We start from the raw sequence: 19,770 nt of genomic DNA, 5'->3' as shown, positions 1-19,770 counted from the left end.
ATGAAATTTATTAAATTAATACTCACTAACTAAAAAATTAGTTAATTGCAAAATTGTCCATGCAGTAGGTGAAGTTAGCCAAGCATTTGCCCGGTAGTATTAGTTCGTCCATTGCAGACAAGACTTTAGTTATCCCAATTGACATTCAAAAGAGTGATGTAGAACAGGCTACACCAGCTTGTCTACAACTTTGAAGTTTCAAGATTGCGTTATCTTTTGCTAAGGCATCTAGCAACTTTTCAAAAAATTATCAAGATTATGGAGAAAAAATGGAACCAATTTTACCTGGTGCGCCTTGGTTAATCGCGCACAAATCTATATTGGGAGTGAATAAACCAAATAAAATCACATTAAATGGACAGGATTATGTTATTTGGCAAAACCAAAAAGGCGAAGTGTTTGCCCTTGATAACATCTGTCCGCACATGCAAGCACCATTATCAGGCGGCTGGGTTTGTCAGGAAAAAGATACTATTACTTGCCCTTTTCATGCACTAGAATTTGATGGGAAAGGCAGACTACAGCAAGGAGATAAAAAAGACACTCAGCCAATTACCAAACCATTAGAGTTAATTATTAGCAATGACTGCATCTGGACTTATGCCGGATTTGAGCCAAGATTGCCCATCCCAGATTTGCATCAAAAAATTGTCGATGAATACGAGTTCATTGGAGTAACTGGGGAAAAAAGTATTCAAGGTGAATTTTTGAGTAACTTAATGGTTAACTATGACTATAATCACCAAAATGGTACTCATAAAGAATTATTTAAAATTACATCTTGTAATGTAAATCATTTTGAAGAAAAAGGATACTCTGCTACAGTCAAACAAGAACTAACAAGAGCCAACAACACATTAGGAGAAATTATCAAAAATCCTATTTTGGGAATCTTCCCGAAAACGCTTGCTAACACACTCGAATACGCTTTTCCTTCAACTACAGCTTTGTTGGCTAAAACCCCTATTGGTGATATTGCTCAAATTCATATTCTCTACCCGGAAACAGAAAAAATCACCAAGACATTTATTTTGATGTATGCCAAAGTCGTCAATCCTGTGATGAAATTTCTGTTTAAAAACTCAGTTTTACAAGCAGCAGCTACAGTTATTGAACAGGATACAGGTGCAGTTGAAAGTTTGTATCCTCGACAAAAACCAAAAATCAGATTGCCAAATGAAGAGATTATGTTCTACGCAGAAAAACTCTACCAAAATTGGTAATTTGGATTTGCAAAGCCTAACTGCCCTTTACAATTAAATTGTAGCTAATCACTGCTGGAGGTACTCAAATATGCGGCAGCTAAAATCCGTTGAGGAAATGCCTGGTAGTTATGGCTTGCCTATCTTGGGGGAGACTTTAGAAATATTTCGGGATTTAGAACTGTATCTATGGCGAAGATTTCAGCAGCATGGTTCAGTTTTTAAAACGAGCGTTATGGGGCGTAAACGTGCTTATTTAATTGGCCCTGATGCTAATCGGCTGGTGCTGGTGGAACAGGCGGAAAATATGTCGTCGCGGATCGGGTGGTATTTCTTAGAATCAACATTTGGCAATAATATCTTATTACAAGATGGGGAAGAACATCGCCTAACTCGTCGCTTAATGTATCCAGCATTTCACGGCAAAGCGATCGCTACATATTTCGATACCATCCAAAATATTGTGCAAGACTTCCTCAAAGATTGGGGAGAGCGGGAAACGATTTCCTTAAATTCTAGTTTTCGTCAGCTTACCCTAATGGTTGCGACTCGCCTGTTTTTGGGAAGTCAGAACAAGAGCGAAGTTGAGCAAACTAGTCAGTGGTTTACACAACTGCTAGAGAGCAGTATGGCGATATTCAAATTGAATTTCCCTTTTACTTTATATGGTCGCGGTCAAAATGCTAGGGGTAAGTTAGTAGCTTTCTTGCGTCAAGAAATCGCACAGCGTATCGAGCAAGGTAACTTAGAAGAATCAAAAGATGTTTTGGGATTATTGCTAGCCGCTGTTGATGAAGACGGCAATAAGTTGAGCGAAGCACAGATAATCAACGAGGCACTATTACTGCTATTTGCTGGACACGAGACGACAGCCTCTTTGCTGAGTTGGGTAATCTTTGAATTAGGTAATCATCCAGAATGGCGAGAGCGACTGCGTAAAGAACAATTAGCAGTTGTGGGAAATAATCCTCTTAACCTGTCCCATCTTAAACAACTTCCAGATTTAACCAACGTCCTCAAAGAAGTAGAAAGGCTGTATCCGCCAGTGTATGCCTATAATCGTGGAGTTCTCAAGGATATTGAGTATGCAGGTTATCGCATCCCAGCAGGTTGGTTTGTGACTATCTCGCCGATGCTGACTCACCGTTTACCAGAACTGTACACCGATCCCGATCGCTTCGACCCCGATCGCTTTGCACCACCTCGTGAAGAAGATAAGAAACATCCTTTAGCACTAATGGGTTTTGGTTATGGTTCGCACCGATGTTTAGGCATGGAATTTGCCCAGATGGAAATGAAAATCGTGCTTTCCACACTGCTTCGCCATTACGACTGGACAGTAAAACCGGATTATTCTGCGATCGCTCCAATTCGTCAACCTTCTAAAGTTAAAGATACTCTAGAAGCATATATTGAGCCTTTGAATAGCAAGCTAAATTCCTGACATGATATAAAGACAAAAACCAAATCTATAACTAAGCTAGAGGCTCAATGGTCAATTTAATATATTAAGAAGTGCTACGCTACAGTTAGCAAGATTGAGAGGGAATTATGACCGAAAACGACTCATCATACAACCCCCTAAATTTATTTATGGGAATCATTAATTTTGAATTTTGAATTTTGAATTTTGAATTCGGAGCGAAGCGACGTGACTGCCCTGATTCTGAACCTCAGCCCCACCATTGAACTAACTGATGAGCAGTTCTTCCAACTGTGTCAGAATAATCGAGATTTGCGACTTGAGCGCACAGCAGAGGGAGAATTAATTATCATGCCACCAACTGGATGGGAAAGTGGAAATCGTAATTCAAAACTAACAGCCCGGTTAGAGTTTTGGGCTGACGCTGATGGTACAGGTTTAACTTTTGACTCTTCAACGGGTTTCAAACTTCCCAATGGTGCAAATCGCTCTCCTGATGCATCCTGGGTGAGTCGCAAGCGATTAGAAGCCCTGAATCCAGACCCCGACAAATTCCTACCACTCGCTCCAGATTTTGCGGTAGAATTACGCTCTGCTTCAGACAGCTTAAAGACTGTGCAACAAAAAATGCAGGAGTACATTGACAACGGTGTGCGTTTAGGATGGTTGATCGATCCGCAAAACCAACAGGTAGAAATTTACCGTCCAGAACAGGATGTGGAGGTTTTACAATCGCCTACTAGCTTATCAGGAGAGAATGTATTACTTGGATTTGTGCTGGATTTGACACAGATTTTGAGTTAAGCGATCGCTTTTTACTCACATCTCTTCTCAAAAGGCGTAGGCGTAGCCCGCACTTCGACAAGCTCAGTGACCATCGTAGACATCGCTCAATTTCACTCATTTCAAAATCGGCAGAACTTGCAACTCTAATGTAATACAAATTTACAGACAAATTAATATTGACTTAATACTAAAAACATTGTTTGGAATAACCCTACAACAAAACCTAAAACACCACCTAAAGTTACAATCGCCTGCAATTCATTTTTGACAATTCCCTCAATTGCAGCTTCTAAATCAGCAGGTGAAGTTGATTTGACACGATCGACTATCACTTGATCTATTGACAAAATCGGAATTACTTGCGCCACAATTGCTTCTAAATCTTTTTCCAAATACTTCTCTAAAATTAGAGCCAATTCTTGACTCATGACTTCTAAAGAAGTACTGACAACTGGTGAAGTACTAACACGATTCAGCAGAACTACAGCAATATTTTCCCAATCAACAGAATCAGTTAATCCTTGTAAAAAATCGCTGCCACTATTTTGCAGATAATGGCGGACACTTTCGCGGGTGGTTTTTCGGAGTTGACGAACCGTACCCATTGGCAAGTTTTGTAATGATAAACTTTGCAGTAATTTCCGAATGCGATCGCGAATTTGCAAATCTTGAGTCAATTCCTGCAAGCGAGTATTAGCAACCTCTTTTTCATCTAAACAAAAAGTTCGTAGCCGTGTAAGAGTATTACGTAAGCCAAACAAATTTGCTACTACCCAATAAGTTCCACTGGTTTTTTCGCGGAAGCCTTCATCGATAATTTGAATTGTGCGATCGGTCAAAAAATCAACTATCGTTTGGCGTAAAAGATCCGGCGGTAAAACTACTTGCAACAACCAATCAGCAAGCCGTGTAGCTTGTTCTTCACTCAGTTGAAATTCCAGCAATATCTGGTCAAAAATTTGATTTATCTGCACTTCTAAAAAATCTTCACGCCGCGCTAAAACCTTAAGCAACCGTGGCAAAGATTCTCCTAGTAAATCCCGCAAAATTCCCGCTACAATTTTGGCACTTTTCTCGTTTTTATCTGTTTTGATTTGTTCAATTGCTAACCGCAACAACCAAAGAATTGCTGATTGCACGCGTTCTGTTTGCAACAAACGCCGCGCCAAATTTTGCAATTCTTGCGGTGTCAAAAGTGACCCCATGATTGTCTTAGAAATGTTCAAAGCCAAACGTTCCTGGTTGCGGGGAATCAATCCAGGGGTGAAGGGTACTCTTCGTCCAGCAATATAAATTGCTTGATAAGGACGGAACAACATTTTGATGGCTATATCATTTGTGAAATAGCCAATAATTCCACCCAGTACCGGGGGAGACACATAAAGCCAAAGATGAGACCAGTCCAAGGGAAGAATTAAAAAAGTTAGGAGGTTAGAGCTTAGAGTTAGGAGTAAAGAGTTAGGAGTTAAGAGTTAAAAATGATAAATTTTAAATGAGAATTTATCACTACTCATAATTCATAACTTTTAACTAATAACTCCTAACTTACTCAGCACTAGCACTCCCATCATACCGTTCGCAATGGGGTAGTGTGTGGCAACTGCAAAACCAACTTGATGAGCTAACTCTATTTGCTCTTTACCGATGGGAAAGCGATCTAAGCTGGGACTGATGTAAGCATATTCTTCTTTTAAGCCTAAATAATTGGCAACTGGTACCACAAAACCGTCCAGATACCACTGTTGAAAGGCGCGTAGCTGAGGATTACTCGGTCGATGAAAGTCTAAAATTGCGGCTTTAGCTCCCGGCTTTAAAACCCGGTATAACTCTTGGAGACTGCGGGGAATATCTTTAACATTTCTTAAACCATAGCCCATTGTTGCGGCATCAAATTGGTTATCGTCAAAGGGTAAATTGAGGACATCAGCTTCTACCCAGTTAATAGCAGGTTTGGGGTACTGCTTTTGGGAGCGTTCTTTAGCGTTTTCTAGCAGGTTTTGGGAAAAATCCACTCCATACACCTGTCCTGTTGCTCCGATGCGCCGGGCCAAACGTAAAGCTAAATCACCACTACCGCAACACAAATCTAATGCAGTATCTCCTGGTTTAGCTGCACTCCATTTTACTGCCATTTCCTTCCAGATTCGATGCTGTCCCAGACTCAACCAATCGTTCAACTGGTCATAAACTGGAGCAATACGGTTAAAAATGGACTGAATTTCGTTAGTCATTGGTCAATAAGTCATTAGTCATTGGTCATTAGTCATTTGTCATTTGCCAAGCATAAAGGACAAATGACAAAGCACAGATGACAACTACACAGTGGTTTGATGGCGACTACTAGTCAGAGCGATCGCTACCAGTTGCGCTGATAAATTAATTAGCACCAATTCATCTTCTCGCAAAGTGCAAGGTTGTTTCCACTGTAGTGACAATACACCTAAAAGTTGATTGCGGTAGCTAATTGGGATAACTAAATGTGCTTGCACGCCCGTATTTTGGTAGTGAATCGCATCAACTAATTTAGAGTCTTTAAGTACATTTAAGGAAACTTGCATTTGTCCTGTAGCGATCGCTTCCCTGGTTAGTGGGTCAAGAGATAGCCAATTTTCTATTGTACCTGTATAGCTGTAAGTTCCTTGAGTTGCAACTAGAGTATTTCCATCTGTAAGTTGTAAAATACAGCCGTCTGCCCCAAAAGTTTCACTCACAGCCCTAGCAATGGGAGCGAGAGTTTCTTCTAAGCTAGAAGCGGCTTGAGTTACCTGTACCAAAACACTCAGCAACGCCATTTGAGCATGAGCGCGGCGTAATTCTTCTGTACGTTGCTTGAGCAAGTCGTAGGTTTCGGCTGCTCTTTGCACCACTGCCTTTAGTTCCCCTGGGTCCCAAGGCTTGGTGATATATTTGTAAACTTGTCCGGCATTAATTGCTTCTACCAAGTCTTCTATATCAGTAAATCCAGTGAGAATTATTCTTACTGTATCGGGAAACTGAGGTACAGTTTTGCTGAGAAATTCAGTCCCTTTCATTTCTGGCATCCGTTGATCGGAGATAATCACTGCTACCTCCCCTTCTGCTGCCAAAACTTGTAGAGCGTTCACCCCACTATCAGCTTTCAGAACATTAAAGTCACGTCGAAATGTGCGATAAAGTAAATCGAGATTATCTGGCTCATCGTCAACTACCAGTATTTTCAGCTTTTTTGGTCGTTCGAGAGTCATAACTTGAGATTGGACTTTATCAATTTCGAGATTGGGTTTATCCATAAGATTTTCCTTTAAATATTCACTCTCTTGTTATATTCCATACCAAGTTTAGTTGAGAATAGCCGAAGATCGCCAAGGGTTTATACGGAGTTATTTTGCATATTTGAGAACGCTAATAGTGAGCGCTACAGAGGAAATTTATCTGCCCAAATATCTGAAAAAATGTTCCACTAGAAAAACTAACTAAATCAGCAAAACTATGGCAGTTTTGATCGTGGATGAGGTGTAGGTCTGGGTATAGATTAGAATAATACTTGCTCATGAGGTGTTAATTAACCTCTCAAGTTGAAGCTTGCACTCCGATTATGACTGATCTACCACCCAATACTCAGAATCCCGAAGATAATGCTAACAATGATGTAGCACAAGAGTTACTGCGAAGACTGAGGCAAAAACAAGGCAACTGGGTGGAATGGGGAGCCGCGATCGCCTCGTTGCTAAAAATCGGTTACAACCCCCAAGAAATTTTTGAGGCGACTGGATTTGAGCCGATTCAACAAAACCAGGTGGTTGTTGGTTCTCAAGTTTACAATTCTTTGGAAAAGTTTGGAGTATCGCAAGAAACGCGATCGCACTATACTACACGTGGCAGCGATGTTTTATACGAGTTACGTTTACTTACTCAAGAAGAACGCGCCGCTGCTGCCGAACTGATCTTTGTCCATAATGTTGATGCTGATGAGGCACGGGATATAGCAAAAGCAATTAAAGAGTTCTCCTATTTCCGCACTTTGCCAGAAGGGTTTTCTGCTCATCCTGGAGATGCGGTTGCTCACCAAGTTTGGAAACTGGCACGCCAAAATGCAGATTTACAACAGCGATCCCGCCTAATCGCCAAAGGTTTGCGTTTTGCTCATACGCCAGGTGCAAGGCAAAAAATCGAACAACTACTAACTGATTTTACTACCGTTCCTCAGCGTCCAGCGCCAATTTTACCGTTTTACCGCCTGGAATTTGAAGAACAGTTACCCCGAATCTTACCCGTGGTTGGCGAGTTGCCATTATCACGCCAAGACTTGCAAGCTGTGCCCATAATGACAGAAATTGAACCATTTCGGATGGTCAAGTTTTCTGGAGAGCAAGCTTGGGTACCTTTACCAGGTTGGCAAGTCCTATTAGCGGCAGAAGATCCAGTGGTGATTTTAGCGAATAGCCATCGCTTCCCCATCCAAACCCAAGCCCAAACAGGGCCAGTCTTAGTTGTGATAGATCGTGCCCAACGAGAATGGGATGCCTCTAGCTATTTTGTCGTTGAAAATGGTGGTGAATTAGATTTTCAATGGTTTGAAACTGAGCCAGAAATTCCTCTATTAGGACAAATTATTATCATTGTGCGTCCTAAGAGAATTCTAGATGAAGAATTAACTAAGGATTCATGGCAGATTGACGAATAAATTCAATTTTAGACGAGCTAACTGCGTAACACTCCTACGCCTGAAGGTGTGGGAGTGTTGAAAATTAAACTAACTAAAGCAAAAATCTCAACACGATTGAGTTAATGAAAATCGGAGGTTGGGTTGAAGAGCTAAACCCAACATTTTTGGTCATTTGTTGGGTTTGTCTTAATACCATTACTAGATAAGCAAGCTAGGCAGTTTACGGTTTTTGAAGCTAAAACCAACCGTATTGCAACTTATAGCGGTTATCGATTGTATGAGAATACCAAAGCCCTTACTGTAAAATCATTTCAGCAAAATTTTTGTATTTCACTCAACTGCATACCGCTATATGAGATGAAAATTATTAAAAAATTAAGTATTTTTTTGGTTATTTTAAATTTTACTGTATTTTCATATTTTATCACCACAATTGACTATTGAGAAAAAAATTCCGATTTTTTTCAATTTAGTTTCATCACAAAAAAAAGGCAATAGATTTTCTGTTGACAGCAATGACTTAAACATTGTGTTACGTAACTATTACTCATTTGTAGCGAAACAAGGAATTTTCCAAAAATGTCTCTCACAAAACGTTGTTTGGCAGAATTTATCGGCACATTTTGGCTTGTTTTAGGTGGCTGTGGTAGTGCTGTTTTAGCCGCAGCCTACACAGCAGATGCTGCAAAAATCAGCGAAAATACTTCTTTTCCATTGGGGATTGGATTAGTAGGTGTATCTTTGGCATTTGGGCTTACTGTCCTCACAGGGGCTTATGCTCTTGGTCATATTTCTGGCGGTCATTTCAATCCAGCTGTTTCCTTTGGACTGTGGGCAGGTAAACGCTTTCCGGGATCTGACTTACTACCTTATATCGTTTCTCAAGTAATCGGTGCAGTTGTTGCTGCGGGCATTATCTACCTGATTGCTAGCGGCAAAGCTGGATTTACCCTGACTGGCTCCAACCCGCTGGCTACCAACGGTTACGGTACTCATTCTCCAGGTAGTTACACGCTGTTTGCTTGCTTCATTAGTGAAGTTGTGATGACTTTCATGTTTCTGCTGATTATTCTGGGTGTGACTGATAGCCGTGCTCCGAAAGGATTTGCACCACTGGCAATTGGTTTTGGACTCACTTTAATTCACCTAATTAGCATTCCTGTAACCAATACCTCGGTTAATCCTGCCCGTAGTACTGGAGTTGCTCTATTTGCGGGTGTAGAACTCTTTTCACAAGTCTGGCTGTTTTGGATAGCTCCGATCTTGGGGGCAATTTTAGCAGGATGGTTGTACGTAGCCGTCTTTAGTGAATCAAGTGTGGATGAACGGCAAAATATCAAAGAACTAGTCTAATTTTCTTAACAATCCCCTTACTGAACAAATTAACTAAGCGTTAGCGTTAATATCTTCAGTCAGGGGATTGACATCATATTTCTGATATAGCTCGTGTCTTAGAATAATTAGGGCAAAAACAGTGGAGTAATTTATTTAATAATTTGGGATTAGAATCACCGAAGATTATTCATATCTGTGGTTTGGGAATTAAATTCAATATCTATTTAAAATTATTTAAAATATATAATTTAATATGTTATGCCCGACTCTAAATTTACTACCCCTGTTGTTCAAGAATTACTTGACTCAGAATTATCTGAGCGATCGCTTATTCCTTCTTTGCAGGAGAAGATTCTCAGAATCCGCAACAGTCTCCGCCCTGGACAGCAGCAAATGGCTGATTGGCAATCTGGGCCTTTGGCGATTTCAGCCGTTCCTGGTGCAGGCAAATCTACTGGAATGGCGGCGGCAGCAGCGATCGCGATCGCCCGTCAATATGAGCGTTCATCTTCCCGTCGTCAGTTGGTAGTCGTTACTTTTACTCGCTCCGCTGCTGCCAATATTAAAGCGAAGATTCGTAAATTTTTAAGAGATGATTTATCTCTACCTCAAACAGGATTTTTTGTCTATACCCTACACGGTCTAGCGTTGAACATTGCCAACCGCCATTCTGATTTGTCAGGTTTGCAGTTAGAAAATGTCATATTAATTACACCAACCCAAAGTCACCGCTTTATCAGAACTGCTGTAGAACAATGGATTGTAAATAATCCAAATGTATATTTGCGGTTATTGGAAGGTCATCAATTTGATGGAGAAGAGACAGAAAGGTTGCGTCGTCAATCGGTGCTGCGAACAGAAGTATTACCAGAATTGGCTAATACGGTAATTCATGAAGCAAAAAGTTCTGGAATATCGCCAGAATTGTTGCGGGAGTGGAGTAAGCAAACCACAGATGAATATGCAATTTTGAGTGTAGCGGCGGGATTGTATGAGCAATATCAAAACTTAATGCGATCGCGTGATTTTATCGATTACGACGATATGATTTTAGCCGCACTGCGCGTTTTAGAAAACGACAGTGCCCGTCATATCGAGCAAAACCAAATATTCGCCGTCTTTGAAGACGAAGCCCAAGATTCTAGCCCTCTTCAGACGCAGCTATTAGAAATTTTGGCAAGTAATCGAGAATATGAGGGGATGAATACAGACGCGATGAATCGCGTCTCTACGTACTCCCCACTCAATTTAGTTCGAGTTGGCGATCCTAACCAAGCGATTAACTCCACATTTACTCCAGCCGATCCGATTTATTTCCGGCAATTTTGCGAAGAGTGCGATCGCATCGAACGATTGGCAACGATGGATCGAGCTGGTCGCAGTACTAGAATTATCATTGAAGCCGCTAACTTTGCCCTGAAATGGATCAATAATCAGTGGTTAGCAACAACCAAAACTAACAACAAACAACAGATTCCTGACAACCGACAAGTACCATTTCGCTTACAGACAATTCGCCCTGTGGAAGCTGGCGATCCTCAAGCTAACGCCAACCCCGCACCCGTAGGACGAGGATTAGAACTTTATACCCCACGTGACATCCATCACACCGTTGAATTGTTATCTCAAAGAGTAATTGAGTTATTTGGTGAAGATCCAACAAAAAATAGTGCCGCGATTTTAGTCCGAGAAAATCGTCAAGGACGATGGTTAGCAGAAGCTTTGACACCTCTGTGCAAAGAGCATAAAATTACACTTTACGATGTGGGAGAACGCGATCGCCGTTCCCATGTCCCCCAAGAGATTTTGGCATTATTGCAATTTTGCGATCGCCCTCACTCCCCCGATTACCTCAAAGCAGCCCTAGAAGCATTAGTACAGCGCCAATTAATTCCTACCCAAGACCTCAACGCCCTTGCTAGTCTCCCAGAAGAGTTTTTATATCCTGGCCCCCTAGCAGCACCCCAGCCAGAAACAGTACAAAAAGCTGCTCGCTTGTGTCGCAGCTTGCTCCGCGCTCGTTTGGAATTGCCTCTTTACCAGCTAATTTCTTTTCTCGCCTTGACCTTAAATTATGACCAGGCAGAATTAGCAACTGCTGATAAACTTGCAGAACGGGTAAACCAGCAGATAGCTGGCAATAGTTCGATGGGGGGAATGCTGTCAGCTTTAAGTGAAATTGTTAGTTCCGAACGGTTTGAACCAGTGGAAACCGAGGATTCGGAAGAACGTTATACCCGTCGCGGTCAACTGACAATTATCACTATGCATAAAGCTAAAGGGCTAGATTGGGACTATGTATTTCTTCCCTTTCTCCACGAAAACTTGATTCCTGGCAGATTTTGGGTTCCTCCCCAAAGCCAATTTTTAGGCGACTTTACTTTATCAGAAGTAGCTCGCGCTCAAATTCGCGCTACTCTCCACGAAGAATCCATCATACCGGATGTTAGTCAAGCATGGGAGGTGGCAAAAAATTTGAAAACATCTGAAGAGTATCGTTTACTCTATGTGGCCATGACACGAGCAAAGCTACTGCTGTGGATGTCTGCGGCGCAGAAAGCCCCTTTTACTTGGAGTAAACCGGAGAATTTACAAGAACAAGCGCCTTGTCCGGTGTTTCCAGCATTAAAACGCCAATTTCCTGAATTTGTGGTGAATTTAGCGGTAATGAGCAAATAAGTATAAGGAATGGGGCATTGGGCATTGGGCATTGGGCATTGGGCATTGGGCATTGGGCATTGGGCATTGGGCACAAGAAGCTGAGGGGCTGAGGGCAAAAATTTACTGCAACTTCTCCTCTGCTCCCCTGCTCCCCTGCTCCCTTGCTCCCCTGAAACTGAATTGAGAGTGCAACGTCAAACAAATTATGATTGCAATTGCAATATTATCTGTTCAATTTTTAACAATCAATACATAGTATATGAAATCCATCATCCAAGCATCTGCCGTAATTAAAAATACCTTCCAGTCACCTAGAGGAATATTCTTGACGCTGGTGTTGACAAGCTTGCTATCTTGTGGGTTTGGACTCGTTGAAAACAATTATGCTGGGGCTATACCTCGCTCAGACGCCATTAAACTATCCCAATCGCAAGCAAACGAGTTGCCGAAAGCGATCGCTAAAAAAATTTTAGGAGATGCATCCTTCCTTTCCGGTGTACGTAAACGGGAATTAGAGATTACCCAAGTCACATCGAAAACCTTTGGTAATCCCTGTGAGTTCAAATTTGGAGAAGTTTGTACTAGGGAATATAACCCCATTGAAGGCTGGGAAGTAGTTGTCAAAGTCCGCCAAGATTCGTGGACTTACCATGTAGATAAATCTGGAAAGCAAAGAATTTTAGATCCGAAAGTGAGTACTTCACAAACATTGCCCAAGGCGATCGCAGATGCAATTTTGAGCGATGCCTCAAGCCGTTCTGGGGTGGAAATTACTGATTTAAAGATTACTCAAACTACACCAAAAACCTTTGGAAATCTCTGCCAATTCAACTTTGGCGAAGTCTGCACCCAGCAGTACGACCCCGTGGAAGGTTGGGAAGTGATTGTCAAGGTTAAAGAGCAATCTTGGATTTACCATGTGAATAAATCCACTTCGCAAATAATTTTAGATCCCAAAGCCAACGCCACTGAAAAAAGTTCTTGAAGAAGATTGCAGAATTCAGAAGTCAGAATTCAGAATCAATATGCTGGCGCTAGCAGTCGGGTATTCAGACTCGTCAGGGAATTGTTATACCACCAAATCGTAGATTTGGTAAGATTTTAGACCCGATTATTCAGGCGATCGCGGACTTACTTTAAGGGTTCGTGCTAGCGTCTCCAAAGGAGAAGAAAGGTTTTATACTACGGTATCCACCATTTGTACAAAATTCTGACTCCTGAATTCTGACTCCTGACTCTTGACTCCTGAATTCTGACTCCTGACTCCTGAATAACGATCGCCGTTGGCTAAATCCTTTATTTAATTGCAGTTATAGCAATTTTAATAGTATATAATAATGGATCGTGTCGAATCAAAGCTAGACCATGCCTAAACTAAAGACTCGTAAAGCCGCGGCAAAACGATTCCGTGCCACTGGTAGCGGTAAAATTGTCCGTCGCAAAGCGTTCAAAAGCCACCTTTTAGAACATAAATCTTCCAACAAAAAACGTGATATGCGTAAGAGTGCGCTTGTACACGAACGCGATGAACTTAACGTGCGCTTGATGCTCCCATATTTGTAAGTATTTTAGGAAATAAATTATGACTAGGGTAAAACGCGGTAATGTAGCTCGCAAACGCCGCAATAAAATTCTCAAACTAGCTAAAGGTTTTCGCGGTTCCCATTCAACTTTGTTTAGAACTGCCAACCAACAAGTGATGAAGGCGCTACGGAGTGCCTACCGCGATCGCAAAAAGAAAAAGCGCGATTTTCGTCGCCTCTGGATTACTCGCATCAATGCTGCTTCCAGGCAACACGGCTTGAGTTACAGCCAGTTGATCGGTAACTTGAAAAAAGCTGATATCCAACTAAATCGTAAGATGTTGGCGCAATTAGCAGTCCTCGATCCAGCTAGTTTCGGCAAAATTGCTGAATTGGCACTTCAAGCTAAAGGATAAAGGTGGTGAGGGATGTATAACAGATGTAACAGACGGCAAACAATTACTCGGTTACATCTGGTATTATCCGCCACTATATTTTGGATTTTTTGCTTTTCTCTAGTGGGGACGGGATTAACTGCATTTGCTGCCGAAATGTCAGAAATTCAGCAGCGGGGCTATTTAAATGTTGCTGTGAAAGATAACTTGCGTCCCTTGGGATTTAAAGATGACAACGGGAATTTGCAAGGCTTAGAAATTGACTTAGCCAAGCGTTTGACAGTTGACTTGGTTGGTAAAGCCGAAGCTGTAAAATTTCAACCTGTAGCGAATCGCGATCGCCTTTCTGTAGTCTTAGACAAAAAAGTTGATTTTGCGATCGCTAGAGTCACAGCAACCGAGTCACGCTCCCGCGTAGTTAGCTTCAGTGTTCCCTACTATTTTGATGGCACTGTATTAATTACAAAAGATGCATCTGTGCAGCAGTTGAACGATTTAGCAAAACAAAAAATTGCCGTACTTTACAACTCCAGCACCATTCCTCAAGTGCGATACTATCTACCAAATGCCGAGTTAGTAGGAGTAAATTCTTATCAAGAAGCGCGAGAGAGAATAGAAAATAATGTCGCAATAGCCTTTGCCGCAGATGCTAGTGTTCTAAGCGGCTGGGTACAGCAATATCCTCAATATCGGTTACTGCCAACTAAGTTATCAACTGAACCCCTGTGCGTAGTAATGCCCAAGGGATTGCAGTACGATGAGTTAAGACGAAATGTGAATCAAGCGATCGCTCGTTATTTAGAAAAAGGTTGGCTCCAGCAACGCTCTCAATATTGGGGTTTACCGTAAGTTGGTCATTTGTCATTGGTCATTAGTCATTAACGAATAACAAAGGACAAATGACAAATGACAAATAACAAACTTTATAATATTTCTATTTGCAGTAATGGATAACAGTCTAGCCGTTGTTTATCTCTCAATTTTGGTGGTAATACTCACACTTGCAGCCGTGGGTGTTTTTCGCCAGATTTTCAAAACTCGCAAGGTTGAAGGCTCTTTTGCCAAGTTGCGAAAGAAGTTAGAGAAAGAAAAGGGTACGACTCAAGAATATTATGAGTTAGCCAGTATTTATTCAGAAAAAAAAATGTATTCTCCAGCGATCGCGCTATTTCAAAAAGCTCTCAAAGCTGCTGAAGATGAGGGAGAAGAAAATATTGCCCCTATCTACAACGGACTGGGCTATGTTTATTTTACCCAAGAGCAATATGACTTAGCAATTCGTCAATACAAAGAAGCTCTTAAGTCTAAACCAGACTACGTGACAGGATTGAATAATCTCGGTCATGCCTACGAGAAGAAAAAATTAAATACTCAGGCGTTACAAGCTTACGAAGAAGCACTTAAATTTGCTCCAAATAACTCTATTGCTAAACGTCGTGCTGAATCTTTACGTCGTTTGGTTTCGGCGTAAGATAAGCATAATACCCGAACCCCCACCCGCAAGCTTACCGTGTATACACAAGTCTGAAATAGCTCAAAAATCACGTTTTTACCCCACCCTAACCCTCCCCTTATAAAGGGGAGGGAACTAGATTTGTTTCTTGTTTCCCCCCTTTATAAGGGGGGATTAAGGGGGGTAATTCGATTTGTGTGTACACTGTAGCCCCGCTTGCGGGGTGGGGTTATTTTATAATTAATTTCGCTTTAGCCTCTTAATTTATCGGTTTTCAATCTTAGGTTTGGAAATAGATAACTATAAGTCTTTTGTAAAAATGTAAAAGATGATTAAGCGGTTAAAGCGTTTTTTATGGCTAGCTATTGCCATCATTGTTGTCATTTCTATCTCAATCGGATTAATAGAAACATTGACGGCTCAACAGCCTTCGATTTCCCATCCTCTCACTTCACTAACTGAGGTAGAAATTAACACAGCTGTTTCGGTCATCCAAAGAGAAAAAAATTTGAGCGAAATGGCAGCTTTTCCTCTTATTGCTTTACAAGAACCAGATAAAGAAGAAGTTCTAAATTTTACACCTGGTAAAGTCTTTGGGCGAAAAGCTTTTTTGGTAATCTATGAACGTTCAGAAAACAAAACCTTTGAAGGAATTGTCGATCTCAAAAGCAAAACCTTAAGTTCTTGGAAAGAAATACCGTCTGTTCAACCTGCGATCGCTAATTCAGAATATGAACTAGCAACTCAGGTAGTTAAAGCCGATCCCCGATGGCAAAAAGCGATGCAAAAGCGGGGAATTACCGATTTTGAGCAAGTTAAAATCAGTTGGTGGGCACCAGGAATTCTCAGCGAACAGGAAGAAGTAACAGGTAATCGTCTTTGTCGCGGTTTATCTTACTACAAAGGTAAAGGTTGGAACTATTACGGTAGTCCGATTGAAGGAGTTTTAGCAACAGTCAATTTGAATACGGGTAAAATAGCCAGTTTTGTTGATAGAGGAAACATACCTTTTTCTCAAGAAAACTGGGATTACGACCTCAAATCCTTGGGTAAATTACTGTCACCACTTAAAGCATTAAAAATACTCCAACCTAATGGTAGAAGTTTCCAGATCGAAGACAATGAAATTAGCTGGCAAGGTTGGAAGTTTCGCTATTCAATGCATCCTCGCAATGGATTAATGCTCTACCAAGTGACACACAAAGACGGGGAAAATATTCGACCAGTTTTATACCGCGCTAGCCTCTCAGAAATGGTAGTACCTTATGGCAATCCTGAGCCTACTTGGTCGTTTAGAAATGCCTTTGATGTTGGAGAATACAACTTAGGTTTACTAGCAAATACGATGAAATTAGGTAAAGAAATTCCCGAAAATGGCTTGTTGTTAAATGCTGTATTTGCTAATGAGCAGGGAGAACCTTATCAGATACCAGGGGTTATCGGTATCTACGAACGCGACAACGGAATGCTGTGGAAACATTATGAATATAATACTCAGCGTAATGATGTCCGTCGCAGTCGAGAATTAGTGATGAAGATGACGGTAGCCATTGACAACTATGATTACAGCATTAATTGGATCTTTCACCAGGATGGGACTTTGGAAGTCCAAAATGAATTAACGGGTATTGTATTGGCGCAGGGAACGGCTGCCCAAAAGCAATCTGATGATGATTCTTATGGTCGGTTAATTGCTAAGAATATCTTTGGAGTAAATCACCAGCATTTTTTCAACTATCGCCTAGATTTTGATGTTGATGGTCAGGCGAATTCTGTGATGGAAATGAATGTGAATGCTTTGCCGATGGATGATAAAAATATTTTAGGAAATGCGATCGCACTTGCAGAAACTCCGCTAGCCAAAGAAACCGATGCTGTGCGCGATTTGGACATGAAAAGCAGTCGAGAATGGATGATTGTTAGTGCAGACAAAAAGAATGCTCTCGGTACTGCACCCGGATATATGCTGATGCCTGAAGGAAACTCGATATTTTTCCCTGTGGAAGGTTCAAAAATCCGTCAACGGGCAGAATTTGCAACTCATCACCTCTGGGTAACAAAATATAAACCCACTGAACTTTATGCTGGGGGCGATTATCCCAACCAGACAAAACCCGGACAGGGTTTACCAAAATATATTGCAGACAATGAGTCTTTGCTGGGTGAAGATATCGTACTGTGGTACACAATGGGCGTAACTCATGTTCCGCGATCGGAAGATTGGCCGGTGATGCCTGTTCATGAAGTTGGCTTTAAGCTAGTCCCTAGAGGATTCTTTAGCCGTAATCCAGCGATAAATTTGCCTGAGTAAAATATTTGTTGGCTCAAGTTTCCTGCCTTCAGGTTTTTTGTTATGTCTAAAGGCGGTAACTTGAATGCTGATAAACTTATATAGTTCAAACATTGGCACTGGTTAAAATAGGATATCTAATGAATTTTCCAGAAATTAATATTCCCGGTGATGGAACACTGCACGCTCGTTTAATTACTTCCTTGGGTGAAATTGTAGTTCGTTTGGAAGAAGAGCGAACTCCCAACACCGTCAAAAATTTTGTCGGTCTAGCAACCGGAACAATCGACTGGAAAGACCCGAAAACTGGTCAATCTGGTAAGGGAACTCCAGCTTACGATGGCGTTCGCTTTCATCGGGTCATCCCTAATTTTATGATTCAGTGTGGCGATCCTCTGAGTCGTTATCTAGATACAGCCAACCGATGGGGTACTGGCGGCCCGGGATATAAATTTGAAGATGAGTTTCATCCTGACTTGAGACACACTCGTGCAGGTATCCTGTCGATGGCGAATGCCGGACGCGGTACTAATGGTTCGCAATGGTTCATTACAGAAGCACCAACACCTCACCTTGACAATAATCACAGTGTTTTTGGTGAAGTTGTCCAAGGTTTAGATGTAGTTAGCAAAATTGCGAATGTGCCTACAACTAGAGATCGTCCGAATCAAGAAGTAGTGTTACAAAAAGTAGAAATTTTTCGGCAGTAATTAACACCTTGGTTTGTAGTAAGCACTTTAGTGCTTAGAGGATGTTTGAAAAGTCATGATTGATGTATAAAATATTTTTTACCCCACCCTAACCCTCCCCTTATAAAGGCCTACCGTGTATACACAAGTCGAGTTGGCAATCAAATCAACGAAAAACAACGGAAAATTTTTTTTAAAATCTTTGATTTTCCGTTAGGACTCTATCAATAAGCTGACACTATTGATAATCAGTTTGCTGAACTCAATACCTTGCCTACCAAGGCTTGTATCTTACCAGGCAATGATTTTAGGACTTGTGTATACACCGTAGGCCTCAAGGCAGGGGTAAATCCAGAATTTCCTGAACAAGGAACCCCACAAGGGGGAGTGGTCAGCTCATTACTAGCAAATATTGCACTCAACGGGATTGAGAGTATCCACAGATACCACTCTCAATATTGTGAGGGTAGAAGGATTACACCTAAAACATCGGCAGATAGAATTGTCGAGCCATCAATCCGATACGCGGATGACATGGTTATTATACTCCGAACCGAAGACGATGCGACAGAGATACTTGAAAGAATCAGCGAGTTCCTCCGCAAACGCGGAATGAATGTAAGCCAAAAGAAAACCAAAGTTACCGCCGCGACAGATGGGTTTAACTTCCTCGACTGGCACTTTAAAGTCCAGAAAAACGGAAAGTTCAGATGTATTCCCTCTGTGGATAATTTCAAAGCATTCCGTAAGAAAGTAAAACACATCGTCAACAACTCGAATTATGGTGCTACCACAAAGGCTGAGAAATTAGCCCCAATAGTGAGAGGTTGGAGAAACTACCATAAGTTCTGCAAGATGGACGGGTCGAGAAACTCGTTATATCACATCCAAAAAAGAGCTTATACGGTATTCAACAAGGAAACCAAGCAAAACCGCTACTCTAGCAAGAAATTACTAGACAAGGCATTCCCAGCAGTTTCCCACTCCGAAAACAAACACATTTCTGTCAAGGGAACTAAATCACCTTACGACGGAGATACAGCCTACTGGAGCGAACGCAAAAGTAAGCTCTACGATGGCGAAACTTCTATTGCTCTTAAGAAGCAAAACCATAAATGTGCTTCCTGCGGCTTAAAGCTCATCGATGAGGAACGGGTTCACCTACATCACATCGACGGAAATCACACCAACTGGAAGAAAAATAATCTTGAAGCAATTCACGAGAGTTGCCACGATTACATACACATGAGCAAAAGCGCAAGCTAAGAACATCGAAAGCCGTGTACACGGAAACGGGTACGCACGGATCTAACTGAGAGGTGCAGGGAATAATATCCCTCATCGACTCAACCGAAGAACATTCTAAAC

General features: G+C 41.5%; 16 protein-coding genes and 1 pseudogene. 14 read left to right on the top strand and 3 right to left on the bottom strand.

The features are described 5' to 3' along the window. The first annotated feature begins 269 nt into the window (after positions 1-269). The 3 genes from RM368_RS08695 to RM368_RS08685 all read left to right on the top strand — a co-directional run bounded on the left by RM368_RS08695 (position 270) and on the right by RM368_RS08685 (position 3,429). On the top strand, positions 270-1,223 hold the full coding sequence (locus tag RM368_RS08695; protein WP_322693713.1) for a Rieske 2Fe-2S domain-containing protein: 954 nt from the start codon (positions 270-272) through the stop codon (positions 1,221-1,223). A gap of 70 nt (positions 1,224-1,293) precedes the next feature. Continuing rightward, positions 1,294-2,646 carry a cytochrome P450 gene (locus RM368_RS08690; RefSeq protein ID WP_322693712.1) on the top strand — a complete coding sequence of 451 codons (1,353 nt, stop codon included), beginning with the start codon at positions 1,294-1,296 and terminating at the stop codon, positions 2,644-2,646. Positions 2,647-2,853: 207 nt separating this feature from the next. Next, on the top strand, positions 2,854-3,429 hold the full coding sequence (locus RM368_RS08685; RefSeq protein WP_322693711.1) for a Uma2 family endonuclease: 576 nt from the start codon (positions 2,854-2,856) through the stop codon (positions 3,427-3,429). Between the two features lie 152 nt (positions 3,430-3,581). On the opposite strand, the gene RM368_RS08680 is transcribed toward RM368_RS08685, so the two are convergent. From RM368_RS08680 to RM368_RS08670, 3 genes are all read right to left on the bottom strand, one after another. Next, the gene (locus tag RM368_RS08680; protein WP_322693710.1) at positions 3,582-4,817 is read right to left on the bottom strand and encodes a DUF445 domain-containing protein; all 1,236 of its coding nucleotides are present in this window, start codon (positions 4,815-4,817) and stop codon (positions 3,582-3,584) included. Between the two features lie 120 nt (positions 4,818-4,937). Beyond that, positions 4,938-5,642, bottom strand: coding sequence for a bifunctional demethylmenaquinone methyltransferase/2-methoxy-6-polyprenyl-1,4-benzoquinol methylase UbiE (gene ubiE, locus RM368_RS08675; protein ID WP_322693709.1), 705 nt, complete (start codon positions 5,640-5,642; stop codon positions 4,938-4,940). Positions 5,643-5,726: 84 nt separating this feature from the next. Then, positions 5,727-6,680: a response regulator gene (locus RM368_RS08670; RefSeq protein WP_322693708.1), complete on the bottom strand. Its 954-nt coding sequence runs from the start codon at positions 6,678-6,680 to the stop codon at positions 5,727-5,729. Positions 6,681-6,985: 305 nt separating this feature from the next. Here RM368_RS08670 and RM368_RS08665 point away from each other — a divergent pair, with 305 nt between their 5' ends. The 11 genes and pseudogenes from RM368_RS08665 to RM368_RS08615 form a co-directional block, all read left to right on the top strand. After that, the gene (locus RM368_RS08665; protein WP_322693707.1) at positions 6,986-8,074 is read left to right on the top strand and encodes a RuBisCO accumulation factor 1; all 1,089 of its coding nucleotides are present in this window, start codon (positions 6,986-6,988) and stop codon (positions 8,072-8,074) included. A 561-nt stretch (positions 8,075-8,635) separates the two neighbouring features. Then, entirely contained in the window at positions 8,636-9,409 is a 774-nt protein-coding gene (gene aqpZ / locus RM368_RS08660) for an aquaporin Z (RefSeq protein ID WP_322693706.1), read from the top strand. 240 nt (positions 9,410-9,649) lie between these two features. Further along, positions 9,650-12,070 carry an ATP-dependent helicase gene (locus RM368_RS08655; RefSeq protein ID WP_322693705.1) on the top strand — a complete coding sequence of 807 codons (2,421 nt, stop codon included), beginning with the start codon at positions 9,650-9,652 and terminating at the stop codon, positions 12,068-12,070. 241 nt (positions 12,071-12,311) lie between these two features. Next, a complete protein-coding gene (locus tag RM368_RS08650; protein WP_322693704.1) occupies positions 12,312-13,037 on the top strand; it encodes a hypothetical protein in 726 nt (241 codons plus the stop codon). 380 nt (positions 13,038-13,417) lie between these two features. After that, positions 13,418-13,615, top strand: a complete 198-nt coding sequence (gene rpmI, locus RM368_RS08645; RefSeq protein ID WP_322693703.1) for a 50S ribosomal protein L35 — start codon at positions 13,418-13,420, stop codon at positions 13,613-13,615. Positions 13,616-13,634: 19 nt separating this feature from the next. Continuing rightward, the gene (rplT, locus tag RM368_RS08640) at positions 13,635-13,991 is read left to right on the top strand and encodes a 50S ribosomal protein L20 (RefSeq protein WP_322693702.1); all 357 of its coding nucleotides are present in this window, start codon (positions 13,635-13,637) and stop codon (positions 13,989-13,991) included. A gap of 12 nt (positions 13,992-14,003) precedes the next feature. Beyond that, positions 14,004-14,819: a transporter substrate-binding domain-containing protein gene (locus RM368_RS08635; RefSeq protein WP_322693701.1), complete on the top strand. Its 816-nt coding sequence runs from the start codon at positions 14,004-14,006 to the stop codon at positions 14,817-14,819. 97 nt (positions 14,820-14,916) lie between these two features. Then, positions 14,917-15,441, top strand: coding sequence for a tetratricopeptide repeat protein (locus RM368_RS08630; protein WP_322693700.1), 525 nt, complete (start codon positions 14,917-14,919; stop codon positions 15,439-15,441). Between the two features lie 310 nt (positions 15,442-15,751). Next, complete coding sequence (locus tag RM368_RS08625) at positions 15,752-17,734, top strand: primary-amine oxidase (protein ID WP_322693699.1); 1,983 nt, start codon at positions 15,752-15,754, stop codon at positions 17,732-17,734. 119 nt (positions 17,735-17,853) lie between these two features. Then, a complete protein-coding gene (locus RM368_RS08620; protein ID WP_322693698.1) occupies positions 17,854-18,423 on the top strand; it encodes a peptidylprolyl isomerase in 570 nt (189 codons plus the stop codon). Positions 18,424-18,735: 312 nt separating this feature from the next. Next, positions 18,736-19,668: pseudogene (locus RM368_RS08615) on the top strand (group II intron reverse transcriptase); the annotation flags it as partial. Positions 19,669-19,770: the final 102 nt, after the last annotated feature.

This window comes from Nostoc sp. DedSLP03 (genome assembly GCF_034530815.1).
Lineage (GTDB): Bacteria > Cyanobacteriota > Cyanobacteriia > Cyanobacteriales > Nostocaceae > Nostoc.
The sequence above is the reverse complement of the archived record's forward strand: the minus strand, read 5'-3'. Positions and strand labels throughout refer to the sequence as shown.